The 13,423-nt window shown below is 45.3% G+C and carries 11 protein-coding genes and 5 pseudogenes; 11 read left to right on the top strand and 5 right to left on the bottom strand.

The genetic code is table 11. From position 1 onward, the window contains the following. Positions 1-7 precede the first annotated feature (7 nt). The 11 genes and pseudogenes from OCV19_RS08060 to OCV19_RS08010 all read left to right on the top strand — a co-directional run. Positions 8-667, top strand: a complete 660-nt coding sequence (locus OCV19_RS08060) for a sugar transferase (RefSeq protein WP_048611091.1) — start codon at positions 8-10, stop codon at positions 665-667. A gap of 217 nt (positions 668-884) precedes the next feature. Next, positions 885-1,763, top strand: coding sequence for a LysR family transcriptional regulator (locus OCV19_RS08055; RefSeq protein ID WP_065677457.1), 879 nt, complete (start codon positions 885-887; stop codon positions 1,761-1,763). A gap of 99 nt (positions 1,764-1,862) precedes the next feature. Further along, positions 1,863-2,996 (top strand): efflux RND transporter periplasmic adaptor subunit, encoded by a 1,134-nt coding sequence (locus OCV19_RS08050; RefSeq protein ID WP_065677456.1) that lies wholly within the window; start codon positions 1,863-1,865, stop codon positions 2,994-2,996. 7 nt (positions 2,997-3,003) lie between these two features. Further along, a pseudogene (locus OCV19_RS08045) lies at positions 3,004-4,560 on the top strand (efflux RND transporter permease subunit); the annotation flags it as partial. 565 nt (positions 4,561-5,125) lie between these two features. Continuing rightward, a complete protein-coding gene (locus tag OCV19_RS08040) occupies positions 5,126-5,800 on the top strand; it encodes a reverse transcriptase domain-containing protein (protein WP_261875695.1) in 675 nt (224 codons plus the stop codon). Then, positions 5,754-5,921 (top strand): reverse transcriptase domain-containing protein, encoded by a 168-nt coding sequence (locus OCV19_RS08035; RefSeq protein WP_261875694.1) that lies wholly within the window; start codon positions 5,754-5,756, stop codon positions 5,919-5,921. The genes OCV19_RS08040 and OCV19_RS08035 overlap by 47 nt, the downstream gene beginning before the upstream one ends. 178 nt (positions 5,922-6,099) lie before the next feature. After that, positions 6,100-6,369: a group II intron maturase-specific domain-containing protein gene (locus OCV19_RS08030; RefSeq protein ID WP_261875685.1), complete on the top strand. Its 270-nt coding sequence runs from the start codon at positions 6,100-6,102 to the stop codon at positions 6,367-6,369. 76 nt (positions 6,370-6,445) lie between these two features. Beyond that, positions 6,446-8,014, top strand: a pseudogene (locus tag OCV19_RS08025) (efflux RND transporter permease subunit); the annotation flags it as partial. A 2-nt stretch (positions 8,015-8,016) separates the two neighbouring features. Beyond that, a pseudogene (locus OCV19_RS08020) lies at positions 8,017-9,156 on the top strand (efflux transporter outer membrane subunit); the annotation flags it as partial. A 58-nt stretch (positions 9,157-9,214) separates the two neighbouring features. Continuing rightward, a pseudogene (locus OCV19_RS08015) lies at positions 9,215-10,747 on the top strand (IS3 family transposase). A 39-nt stretch (positions 10,748-10,786) separates the two neighbouring features. After that, positions 10,787-11,164: pseudogene (locus OCV19_RS08010) on the top strand (TolC family protein); the annotation flags it as partial. 109 nt (positions 11,165-11,273) lie between these two features. On the opposite strand, the gene OCV19_RS08005 reads toward OCV19_RS08010, so the two are convergent. The 5 genes from OCV19_RS08005 to OCV19_RS07985 form a co-directional block, all read right to left on the bottom strand. Then, a complete protein-coding gene (locus OCV19_RS08005) occupies positions 11,274-11,726 on the bottom strand; it encodes a hypothetical protein (protein WP_065675541.1) in 453 nt (150 codons plus the stop codon). An 87-nt stretch (positions 11,727-11,813) separates the two neighbouring features. Next, on the bottom strand, positions 11,814-12,110 hold the full coding sequence (locus OCV19_RS08000; RefSeq protein ID WP_065675540.1) for a hypothetical protein: 297 nt from the start codon (positions 12,108-12,110) through the stop codon (positions 11,814-11,816). A 94-nt stretch (positions 12,111-12,204) separates the two neighbouring features. Next, a complete protein-coding gene (locus OCV19_RS07995) occupies positions 12,205-12,663 on the bottom strand; it encodes a DUF3291 domain-containing protein (protein WP_065675539.1) in 459 nt (152 codons plus the stop codon). Positions 12,664-12,727: 64 nt separating this feature from the next. Next, positions 12,728-13,009, bottom strand: coding sequence for a hypothetical protein (locus OCV19_RS07990; RefSeq protein ID WP_050621360.1), 282 nt, complete (start codon positions 13,007-13,009; stop codon positions 12,728-12,730). A gap of 59 nt (positions 13,010-13,068) precedes the next feature. Beyond that, positions 13,069-13,401, bottom strand: a complete 333-nt coding sequence (locus OCV19_RS07985) for a hypothetical protein (RefSeq protein ID WP_065675538.1) — start codon at positions 13,399-13,401, stop codon at positions 13,069-13,071. Positions 13,402-13,423: the final 22 nt, after the last annotated feature.

The raw sequence follows: 13,423 nt of genomic DNA, 5'->3' as shown, positions 1-13,423 counted from the left end.
ACTTATTATGATGAACATTGAACAGCTATCTACCCAAAACCTATACCAATACAAAATCTCGCGTGCTAAACGTACTTTCGATTTCGTAAGCTCACTGATTGCTTTGATTTTGCTAGCGCCCGTATTTCCGTTGATTGCGATGGCGATTGCACTCACTTCTCGTGGCCCTATTTTCTACCGTCAAATGCGTGTTGGTAAATCGACACCGGAGAAAATGGAAATCTTTGAGATCATGAAATTCCGTAGCATGTACGAAGATGCAGAAACTCGCTCTGGCGCCGTTTGGGCTACCGCGAATGACCCACGAATCACGCCCGTTGGCCGCTTTTTGAGAAAGACACGTCTTGATGAGCTACCACAACTGATCAATGTATTGAAAGGTGAAATGTCTCTAATTGGCCCACGCCCTGAACGCCCTACTTTTTACACCAAACTAGAGAACGAAATCCCTTACTTCGCAGACCGTACTTACGGTGTAATGCCTGGTATTACTGGGCTTGCACAAGTGAATCAAGGTTACGACACCTGCATTGATGATGTACGTCGTAAAGTGGGTTTTGACCACAGTTATGCACTGAGCCTATGTTCTGTTAAGTCTTGGATTGCCGCTGATCTGAGCATCATTTCTAAAACCATCATCGTAATGGTAGATGGTCGAGGTCGCTAAACCAGTATGGTCTAAGGTGAAAAAACAAGCTGCTTAGTCCAAGGTGGTAAATAGAGCAGTCTTGTCCGATGTGAACACCAAGCCAGCTTTGATAATGATTTATCGGCTGGCTTTTTACTGCCTCAAAACAAGCCAACCTAAAGAACGCTTCGATTTTAAAATCCAATTGGTATACGATGCCAACATACTGTTCTAAAAACGATTAAATGCCGTTGTTATGAAAATCGAAGATCTTAAGCTGTTTACCACCGTTGTCGAACTGGGTAGTTTTACTGCCGCTGCAAATGCACTTGACCTTCCCCGCGCTAATGTTAGCCGCAGAATAAACGACCTTGAGAAATCTCTTGGCATTCAACTGTTCTTTAGAACCACGCGCAGCCTTTCCTTAACGAAATCTGGTGAGCTTTATTATAAAGAGCTCCTCAATGCGTTAAGTGCGCTCGACAAAGCGAACCATATCGCCTCCAACCTATCAGAAGTTGCACACGGGCAAGTTAAGATTGGGCTGCTGCCAGAAACCAGCGACATCATGCAATCGACGTTGTTTAAATTCCAAGATATGTACCCAAAGATCGAGCTTGATATTCGTACGGTCAGTAATGGTTTTGTCGATATGTACCGACAAGGGTTAGATCTGGCGATGCACGGTGGTACGTTGAGTGATGCTAATGTAGTGGCGCGCAAAGTTATGACTTTACAGCGTGTTTTTGTCGCCAGCCCTGAGTTTCTAGAGAAAGAAGGCACGCCTTCAAGCTTAAGAGAAATCACCAACTACCCCTTTGTGTGCTTTCGATGGCCAAGTGGTGACATCGACAAGCAATGGGACATCAAAGACCATATCATCAAGGTCGACCCTTCGGTGGTGAGTGACAGTATCGGCTTCGTAATCGGTGGCGCGGCACGTCACAGAGGCATCGCATTACTGCCTGAACTCTTGGTACGACAACAACTCAAAGACGGAACCTTGATTAACCTGTTCCCTGACCAGAACCTTCAACAAGAAGAAGCATGGCTACTCTACCCGCAACGCAAAGCGCTGAGTCATTCTGCTCAACTTTTGATTGATTTTCTATTACAAGAACTTCCAAATCTTTAGTTATTGTAACGAATATCATGACAGTGTTTCGCGAATAGACTAGATTATCTAAACAAAACAGAAAGATAGAATTGCTCCATAAATTGACAGGAGTAATCCATGAAGCCTATATCTCAACATTCATCTGTTTTGCAGCGTTCGTCTATCTTTCAACAGACACCTATCTTCAAATACACAGTCATTGCACTAAGCCTAACTGCTCTGTTTGGCTGTAATGACTCTGAGGCGACAATAGCTCAAAAACAAACGCGCCCGATTCAAGTTATTCAACTTGAGCCTCTCTCTCATCAAGTTGAAAAATCGTTCACGGGCAAATTGCAGTCATCAGAAACAGCTGGCGTCGCGTTTCGTGTACCCGGCACTATTCAAAACATGATGGTCTCTGTTGGCGATACAGTTAAGAAAGGCCAACCATTAGCACAACTCGACCCACACGATTACCAAGTGGCGTTGGAAGAGTTGCAAGCTCGTTCTCTTGAAGCAAAATCCGCACACAAGCTAGCTAAGACTGAACTTGCTCGAGTAAAACAAGCCATTGCTGACAACGCGATTGCTGATGTTAATCTGGACCGTGCAATCAGTGGTTACGAAAGAAGTGAAGCCGCGGTTAAAGTGGTTGAGCAAAACATACGCCGCGCAAAAGATTCGATTCGTTACACCCAACTGCTCGCGCCATTTGACGGCGTGGTCGCGGCGTCTAACTTCGATCAGTTTGAACAAGTCCTGCCGGGCATTTCAGTTTTCACCATCCACAACCCTGATCAGCTTGAAGTTAAAATCCAAGTCCCAGAAAACTTGATTCATGAATTCCAACCGAATCAAACCGCTGGTATCAACTGGTATGGCTCAGAGGAAAAACTGATTGGTTACGCTACTGAAATTGCCACGTCTCCTCACCCTATTAAGCAGACCTACGCGGTGACTTACCATGTAGAGTCAGCCGACAAAACGGTGTTACCAGGCAAAGCCGTCACACTGACGACTCAACTTGGCGAACCAACCAATAATTTCTGCTTACCGTATTCAGCGATCGTCAACCAATCGGGTATCGAGCAAGTATTCACCGTTCAAAACGAGCAAGCGCACGGCGTGACTGTGGACGTGGTTTCGATGCATCAAAATACCGTGTGTGTTGAATCTACGCTTAGCGATGGCGACTTCGTTGTGGTGAGTGGAGCTCAGTACGTCATGGAAGGCCAACACTTCTCTGATATTCAAGTTAAGAGCCTGTAGGTAAATCATGATGAATCTAGCTGATTTTGCGATCAAACAACGCACCTTCATCCTGTTTTTCACTGCATTGAGTGTTATCGCGGGCCTGTTTTCTTACTTTGATCTTGGCAAGCTCGAAGATCCAAGTTTCACCATTAAAACGGCCGTTGTAGTGACACTCTACCCCGGTGCTTCTGCAGAAGAAGTGGAGCAACAAGTTACGGATACCGTTGAAACTAAACTGCAAGAGATGGGGTCATTGAACCGACTGCGTTCACTGTCTCGTCCGGGCATGTCGATGGTGTTTGTTGACCTAAAAGAGTCTCTTAATTCAAAAGCACTACCACAAGAGTGGGACTTGCTGCGTCGTAAAGTGTCAGACATGAAGCTGTTACTGCCTTCGACGGCGCAGATCAGTGTCGTGCAGGATGAGTTTTCTGAAGTCTACGGCATGCTTTTCTCTATCCACAGTAAGGATGCTTCACCTGCTGAGCTAAGACGTTACGCCGAAGAACTCCAACGTAGAATTAAAACCGTCGATGGCATTAAGAAGATTGAGTTACACGGTGTTCAGCCACGTGTTGTTCATATCGATATCCCAGATCAAAGATTGGCGCAATACGGTTTATCAATCACACAAGTTTGGTCACAGCTTAATACTCAGAACATGACTTTTGATGCGGGCAAATTTTCAGCGGGCACTGAACGTATTCGTGTTCAACAGTCGAGCGAGTTTGGTTCATTAGACGACATCAAAAACCTGATGATTAAAGGCGGCTTGAGTGAATTCGGAACCAGCTTAATCCGTTTGGGCGATATCGCAGACATCACCATGGGCTACCAAGAGCCAATGATGACCGAGAACCGTTACAACGGAGTACCTGCGGTCACGCTAGCAATGAGCCCTGTGCCAGGCGTTAACGTGGTGTCGCTTGGTGATGAAATCAATCAGATCGTCAGCGATTTCCAAGCAACTCTGCCGTTAGGCGTTGATATCTCGACGGTAGCAAACCAGCCTGAAGAAGTTCAGAAATCGATCGATAACTTCGTACAAAACTTACTTGAAAGTGTCGCGATTGTGTTCATCGTCCTATCCATATTCATGGGACTAAAAAGCGCTACCATCGTCGGCTCAAGCTTACTGCTGACTATCTTGTTGACGCTTATCTACATGAACATCGCGTCAATTGATTTACACCGAGTTTCGCTAGGTACGTTCATTCTTGCGCTCGGCATGTTGGTGGATAACGCGATTGTCATCACCGATATGATGATTGTGAAAATCAACAAAGGCGTCGACCGTACTAAAGCCGCAATTGATTCTGTTAAAGAGACAGCAACACCACTCTTTGGCGCAACAGTTATCGCTATCATGGGTGCAAGCCCTGTTATCTTTTCAAAAACCGATGCCGCTGAGTTCGCAAGCTCGGTATTCCTTATCATCGCCTCTTCGTTGTTATTGTCTTGGCTCGTCGCGATGACCTTCACGGCTTTAATGTGTTGGTTCTTTATCAAGCCAAGCAAACAAGCTGACAACACCAAAGTGAGCTTATACCGTAAGAGTGTAAACTGGACGGTAGATAGTGTGCCGCAGGCACATAGGTTAGCAGCATAAGGATGTGTTTCTAGTCTTGAGCATAAGCTCATGAAGAGATGGTGGTAGGTCCACCGAAGTCTGCTGTCGGAAGCTGGCTTCAAACCACTTCAAGTGGCTGTCATTAAGAGTGATGGTCATAAGCGTTGAAGTAAAAGTACGAACTCAAGTTCGGCAGGTAGGGTACAAAGAGATGAGTTATAGCGAACCTATGTTGACGCGTCGTAATCCAGAGACTGACATCAAAATCGAGGGCGTTTCTATCTCTCGAGATAAGTTTGCAGGTTAATTCCGAATGCTGTGTAAGCGGTGTCCGGCGTATAGTGGGCATGACTTTGTATCGGGCTCTTTGTGGGAACTGCGGGAACCAGTCATCACAATGCTAAGGAAGAAGTACAAGTAACTGAATTTATGAGTATGAGAGTACCGATGTGTGATACTGGGACGGAGCAACTCGTAGTAGTGTTGAAGTGTTTGTAATGAACATGGAGCGAAGGGTTGCGTCAAGCTGCTTGCATGTTTAGCTCAACTACCAAATGGTAGGAGGAAGCTATAGATGGAAGCAAAACCATTTACCATTTCAAAGTGGGCAGTGAAGCACGCCTACGAATTAGTTAAAGCTAATAAAGGAAGTGCAGGAGTTGATAATCAATCTATTGAAGGTTTCGAAAGAAATCTAAAAGGTAATCTTTATAAGATCTGGAATCGATTATCTTCTGGCACCTATTTTCCACCTCCAGTTAAAGCGGTAAGTATACCGAAGAAAAGTGGAGGAGAACGGATTTTAGGTATACCAACGGTAAGCGATCGGATCGCACAAATGGTCGTAAAACTTGAATTTGAGCCAAAGGTTGAGCGGATCTTTTTGCCAGACTCATATGGGTATAGACCTAATAAATCAGCGCTTGATGCTATAGGTGTCACTCGTAAGCGATGTTGGAACTATAACTGGGTACTTGAGTTTGATATTAAAGGGCTGTTCGATAACATTCGGCATGATCTGTTACTTAAAGCGGTATATAAACACACCAATCTCACTTGGGTAAGGTTGTATATAGAGCGCTGGCTAGTAGCACCGATGCAAATGGAAGATGGCGACCTCAAAACTAGGCAGATGGGGACACCGCAAGGTGGCGTTATTAGCCCTGTATTAGCGAACCTATTTCTACATTATGTTTTGATAAATGGCTACAAAGCATTTCCCCAAAACATTATGGTGCCGTTATGCTGATGATGGTTTGGTTCATTGTAATACTGAAAGCGAAGCTCAGCAGATGCTTGAGGCTCTGAAAGCTCGTTTTGAGGATTGTGGACTTGAGCTCCACCCACAAAACCAAAATAGTATATTGTAAAGATGGGAGTAGAAAAGGTGATTCGGAACATACCAGTTTCGACTTTCTTGGCTATACCTTTATGCGTAGGGTTTGCAAAAACTGGAAACGCAATAGCTTATTTTTAAGCTTCTCGCCGGCAGTGAGCAAATCAGCATTAAAATCAATGAGATTGAAAATTAGAAAGTTACGAGTGCGGATGAAAACAGAACTTAGCATAGCGCAAATGGCTAAGTGGTTAAACCCAATGATAAACGGGTGGATCAACTACTATGGTCGCTACTATCGCTCGGCACTGTATGGCATGTGCAGGCACGTAAATAAAGCTCTGGTTCGTTGGGCGAGACGAAAGTTTAAGCCATTACGACGTCACAAAACACAAGCAATGAGATTCTTGGAAAGGATTTCAGAGCAGAACCCCCACTTGTTTGCCCATTGGAAGCAAGGAATGTTAGGTGCGTTTGCTTGATGGGAGCGGTATGAATTGAGAGGTTCACGTACCGTTCTGCGAGAGGCTGTGGGGGAAGCTCCCACGGTCTACTCACCACCCACTCAAAGCACTAACGGGGCTTATTCCGCTGATATTAGTGACGGCATTAGCTGTACCGAGCATCGCGGTTAACTTCATTCCACAAGCCGACAGGCCCATCCTGTTTCTAGATTACTGGCTACCGAATGGTGCCAAGGTTGAACAAACCTCAGAGGACATGAAGCGCATCGAACAGTGGTTGTTAGAACAGCCGGAAGTCGACAGTATCTCAACATACGTTGGCGCGGGTGCTCCTCGCTTCTCAGTAACCATTGAACCAGAACCGTTTGACCCTGCTTATGGTCAGATCTTGATTAACGCTACCGATTTCCCGTCACTCAGCCCGCTGATTGCGCGTGGTGACAAATGGTTAATGGAAGAGTTTCCAAACGCCGATCCTCGTTTTAGAAGCTTAAAACTGGCGACTGCTGATAAATTCAGTGTTGAAGCGCGTTTCTCCGGCCCAGATGTCGAGGTGCTTCACGGCTTATCAGAGCAAGCTAAAGCGATCTTTGCTCGTCATCCAGACACCAAATACGTGCGTGACGACTGGCGACAAAAGAGCAAGGTTCTAGAACCTGTCATCAACCAAGACAAGATGCGTCTAGCTGGTATTAACCGTGCCGACATTGCATTCGCGATGAAACGCGCGTCAGAAGGCATGCCACTGGGTCGTATGAACTTGAATGATGAGCTAGTCACGATTCAACTGCGTGGCACAGAGAGCTCAATTCAATCGCTTGAAACTCTACCGGTTCGCTCTCTGTTAGGCATTCACAGCGTTCCACTGGGTCAAGTCATTGATGGCTTTGAGCTGACCAGTGAAGAGACCATGATTTGGCGTCGCGACCGTGTAAAAACCATCACCGCACAAGCTGGCGTTGGTCGTTACACCACTCCTGCAGCGGTAAGAAACTCGGTTAAAGAACAAATTGAATCCATCCACCTTCCCGATGGTTACCACTTGGAATGGGGCGGCGAATATTACGACGAGCACAAAGCCGTCAGCGATATTCTTAAGCAGCTACCTAAAGCAATGCTGTTGATGGTGATTATCTTAGTGGCGATGTTTAACGGCTTCAAACAGCCAGTGATCATCTTCACCACCCTACCGCTTGCGGCGACGGGTGCAACATTCAGCTTATTGCTGTTGGATAAACCATTCGGCTTCATGGCGCTGATTGGCGCGGTAACCTTGACCGGTATGATCATCAAGAACGGCATCGTGTTGATGGACCAGATCGAGCTTGAACGTAAAGACGGTCGCTCACTGTCAGACGCAATTAAAGAAGCAACCGTGAACCGTACAATGGCGATCTCAATGGGCGCACTTACCACAGCACTTGGCATGATCCCGCTGCTTAGTGACCTGCTATTTGACCAAATGGCGGCGACCATTATCGGTGGCTTGGCTGCGGCAACCGTGTTGTCTCTGTTTGTAATGCCTGCGCTGTACAAGCTCTTCTATCGAACTGAAGAAAAAAAGACAGTGGCTGAAGCCATTAAAGATGCTGTAGTTGTACTCGATGCGACGCCTCAAACTACAAACATCGGTACTCCAACCTCATTCAACAAGGAGCAATAAACATGTACCCATTAACTAAGTTTAAAGTGGCTCCTATTGCTCTTGCCTTGTTGCTAACAGGTTGTGCGGTTGGCCCCGATTACGAAGAACCACAAACGACCATGGCTGAGACTTTCTTATATAGCCAAGGTGATGTGAACCAAGACGGCGTGAGCCAAAACGAACAGCACAATCATTGGTGGACACAGTTCAATGACCCGACGCTCAACCAGTTAGTAGCCGATGTTCAAAACCAAAACATCCCACTTAAATTGGCCGCCGAGCGAATCAACATGGCTAACTCATATAAGAGCGTTGTGGAATCATTCAAAGTCCCAACCATCAATGTCGGCGGTGGTTATTACAATTACCAACTGAGTGAGAACGACTCCCTACTCGGCCCGGTATTTGGCGCCTCTGATGCGGTTGAATCAGCAACGGGGATGTCGTTGCTGGAAGCGCAACACGATGGCGGGTTCTTAGGTGCAAGCATCGCATGGGAAATGGACTTGTTTGGACGTATCGATAAGCAATCCAACGCGGCGACGATTCGAGTTGAACAAGCCGAGATATTCCAATCGGGTTTGAATACCTTGATCACTGCCGATGTCATTCACAACTACCTACAATATCGTGGCGCTCAAGAGCGAAAAGCGATCGCACTAGAGAACATTTCCGACCAAAAGCAGACTTTAGAACTGGTCACCAAAGTTGTTCGCAGCGGCTATGGCTCGGAGTTAGATCTTGCTCAAGCCAAAGCCATGCTTGCCGCAACTGAATCCATTGTTCCTCAACTTGAAATCGCAGAGCAAGTTCACAAACAACGCATGGCAGTGTTGTTAGGCGAATCACTTACGAGCGTGAACCAACGTTTAGCGGGTGAATTTACGTTACCGAGAATGAAGGATGTGATTCCTACAGGCTTACCTTCTGACTTGTTAGAACAACGCCCAGACATCCGAATTGCAGAACGCGAAATGGCAGCCATTAACGAAGAACTCGGCGCAAGCATTGCCAATCGCTATCCAAAATTCTTCCTAACGGGTACGCCAGGAGTGACAACCGGGAGTTTTGATGATCTGTTCAGTAGCGACTCATTCGGTTGGGCGGCATCTGCAGGCATAAGTTGGAATGTATTCGATGGTGGCCGAGGGGAAGCCCTATCTGGCAGGGTAGTTGTCACTGTTAAAATTTAACCAGTTTGGGCGATAAAGAGTAATTGTGTCTCGTATCTCAGTAGAAAGAAAAGAAGCTATATTGAAGAAGCTGTTGCCTCCATATTCAATGTCAGTTAAAGAAGTGTCGGAAGAGGAAGGAATTAGCACTGCGACCCTGTATCATTGGCGCAAGCAACTCAGACGTTCAGGAGCCGCAGTGCCAAATAGCAACACTTCATCAGAGCAGTGGTCTGCTCAAACTAAACTCGCCATCGTCGCTGAAACCTACTCAATGACAGAAAGTGAACTCAGCCAATATTGTCGTGAAAAAGGTCTTTTTCCAGAGCAAATCCAAAGCTGGCGCAGCGATTGTATGCAAGGGTTTAAGTCGAGTAAAGAGCAGGAAGCTGAAGCAAAGAAGCAGGCTAAAGCTGACAAACTTGAAATCAAAGAGTTGAAGAAAGATTTACGACTCAAAGAAAAAGCACTCGCTGAAACGGCCGCTCTCTTGGTACTAAGAAAAAAGCTGAGAGCCTTTTACGGGGAAGAGCCAGAGGACGACTAACCTCAACCGATGAAAGGCAGACCATAGTGACTCTTATCCTTGAAGCGAAGCAATGCGGATGTCGTTTAGAGCCAGCTTGCCATGAAGTTCAAATCGACTTGAGAACGTATCGTCGCTGGTATCAGCAAGGTGAAGTTCAAGCTGACAAAAGGCCAATATGCCTCAGACCTGAGCCTGCTAACAAGCTGTCGCAGGAAGAACGTGATGCGATAATCGAGGTGTGTAACCGCTCTGAGTTCGCAAGCTTGCCTCCAACTCAAATCGTCCCGACACTGCTTGATAGAGGTGAGTATATCGCCTCTGAGTCGAGCTACTACCGAGTGTTGAGTACGCAGGGCAACTTCACAAACGAGGTCGTCAGCGGAGCAGACAGAAGCAAGCGAAGCCAACCAGTTACACAGCGACGGACTCGAACCAAGTCTATACGTGGGATATCACTTACTTACCTTCAAAAGTTCGAGGCCAACATTATTACCTGTATGTCATTGAGGACATCTACAGTCGAAAATTGTTGGTTATGAAGTGTATGAGCATGAATGCGGTGAGCTGGCGTCACAACTTCTGCAACGAACGTTGATGCGAGAGCAGTGCTTCAATCAAGCGCTGGTTCTTCACTCCGATAATGGTGCGCCGATGAAGTCGTTGACGTTCAAAGCCAAAATGGAAGAGTTAGGTATTACTTCATCGTATAGTCGCCCAAGAGTCAGTGATGATAACCCGTATGTTGAGTCATTGTTCCGCACGGTAAAGTACATGCCAAGCTGGCCAACAAAGGGCTTTGAAACAATCGATAGTAGCCGAAGTTGGGTTGAAGCCTTCGTACGCTGGTACAACACCGAGCACAAGCACAGTCAGCTAAATTACGTCACGCCTTCAGAGCGTCACAATGGAAAAGATAAAGAGATCTTGAAGCGTCGTGTAGAGGTATTGCTCGCTGCAAAACAGCGAAAGCCTGAGCGGTGGTCTGGTGATATCAGGAACTGTGCGCCTGTTGGTGACGTTCACCTAAATCCAGAAAGAGAAGCTGCTTAATAAGTAAGCAAATGATGACAACTACCTTGAAAAACACCGGAAGCCATGGTGGAAATGAACGAAGCAAGGTTCCGTTCTGCAGCGCTTAACTACCAACACTCGGTAGACAGCGCCTTTGCAGAAGTCGATTCAAGCTTGTTTGCCTATGGTCGTAGCCAAGAAAACCAAAAGCGCATCGATGAAGCCACCCTTGCCGTCGATAACGCGGTGAACAAAGCAAAGTCGCTATACAAAGCAGGCCTAGTCGATTACTTATCGGTGTTAGACGCACAAAGACAACAAAAAGCGATGCAAGATCGCCAAGTAGCCGCCAAGCTTCAAACCGCCAACACCACGATTGCGGTGTATAAAGCGTTAGGTGGCGATTGGAAAGTCGCCAATGAAACACTGAGTGTCGAATTAGCCCACGTTAACTAGGCTCTTTGTTCTCTGCTGAATGATGTTATAAGCGTAATAAAAAATACCGCCGTTGATTACGGCGGTATTTTTGTTACTGAAAGTCGCTGTGGCAATTGTGCACTTATGTTTAACGGATACGTACCTTTCCAATTGGGTTTAAACGACTAAATCGGTATTTGGGGTAATAGATCCAAAACAGTTCTTCGTTCTTAGAGTCTTGAGCTATCAATAACTCAACCTCGCCAGAGTTAATAACAATACGTACTTTACTTTTTGACAAAGGTTTCGTTCTATTCATCGTTACGTAGTTACTACTTCTCAAAGAATCTAACAATTTAGATTCTTCAAACTCCTCATGAGCCTCCACAACAAAACTCGACACGCTCAGCTCTTCAGCTAGGATATTTCGGATTTGATACTTCTGAGAGAGAAACAGAACGATACTGATTGCTGCGACTCCACTTAAGAGAATCAACGCTTTTATATTTTTACGCCAGACCCCAACAAAAAGTGCTGAAAGTAAGCTTACAATAAAAACTAAGGAGGTAACCGTAAACCAAATATCTAAATAATCGCCCATAATTACCCTATTCACCTCAACCTAGTTTAAGTACCCCTGATCATGTCTTCCATGACGAAAGTGAACTATTTTCGCGACAATCTGTGACTAGGAATTAGACGCATCGTTGCTGTCTGTATCTACGGTTTTGATCAGAGGACCTGCGCATTCGACAAAATCACCGATATCAAAAGTATCTGGCGCATCGGCTCCGCCCGTCACACCAAAACTGCCTTTCACCGTTGGATCCTTCTCAGTCTTATCTACGTCTAAAATGATCTCTACTTTATACGTGTGACCATCAGGAAGGAGTTTGGCACACTCTTCCAGTGTTGAAGCGCTAGCACTCATGCTGAAACCGAATAAACACACCGCAAGTACACTACTTTTCATTTTCAACACCATTAAACCTCTCGAAGACTATAGAAACATCATACCAACAATCGACTCATCTTCACGTGAATTGCCATAAAACGTCTAAAAACATAACCTTGGTTATCTATGAACGCTGCTTTGGCACTTCTGATGATGTAAAATTGGTTTTAAAAGTGAAGGCATACGGCGTATCACCGATTTCTCTGAGGTGTTCAAGTCGCTCTGTCGCTTCTTCGAGTGTGGGAATATGGTCTTCTTCGATCCACCAAAGAACATAAGTATCTTCAGATAAGCGATGAAACCAGTCTCCTTTTCTGCGCATGAAATCACGGTGATGTGTGCGGAACATGAAGTTCTTTAACGAATCCACAGAGTCCCACACCGACATGTTCACGATCATATTAGGATCATCGAAAGCTTGGATGTTGGTGGCATCACCAGATTCATCTTTCAGACGCCAAACGAACCCTTCACTGCTTTCTGCGATTCCATTAACCAACTCTAAGTTATCGACAAACTCTTTTATTTCCGGCGCATCTAACGGGTATTTTGCCAGAGCGATATTCAACTGAGCTAATTTCATAATGTTTCTTCCTTGATAAATTATGAGTAGAAAATTTCAAACGCACCGACTGATACTAAGACAACTAAAGAACCGTCACGCCTTCAACTTCAATTACTGAGTTAACATTAGCGCGTTCGATTATCTTGAGTAACGTCGTTTGGATTAGTTCATTATCTCGAATTTCGGTTTCACAAGAAAAACGTTCTTCTTGGACACCATCGCCCTCACCCAGCATAAATTGAACTGCGACTTCCGTTGCGAGATCTTTGGTCGCCCCGTAATACGCTAACGTGATTTTTGGGTATCCGTGGTCGCCTTTTTTAACCTGCTTCGCGATACGTTTTTTAGCTTTATCTAAATTCATACAACTTCCTTTTAAGGCTGAAACTAACATGAACAAACGTCTGATATTTCTTAGCTTTACTATAAAGCATAACCACATTCACTACATGATTTAATGGATGAAAATCCACTTTTTCTTCCGTTAGTTTTTCCACAAGAACCACAAAATTTCAAGGAGTGGACATTGTAAATAGACATTAAAGTAACAAGCGGAATCCAGACCAACAATTCTGGCCCATTACCACCTGAACAATAGATAGAACCAATCGCGAAGATACCAAACATAACAGACTCCAAAGTCCACAATGTTTGTTTGTACTTTGCATCTTTGATAATAAAAAACGTAAAAAGGCCGATTAAACTACTGATAACCCCATAAACCGCAAATCCTATAAAGGCTTCTTGTTGATTCATAACTTTCCCTGTCCACATACCA

It is taken from the genome of Vibrio celticus (genome assembly GCF_024347335.1).
Lineage (GTDB): Bacteria > Pseudomonadota > Gammaproteobacteria > Enterobacterales > Vibrionaceae > Vibrio > Vibrio celticus.
Note: the sequence above shows the minus strand (reverse complement) of the source record. Positions and strands in the feature narration are given on the sequence as shown.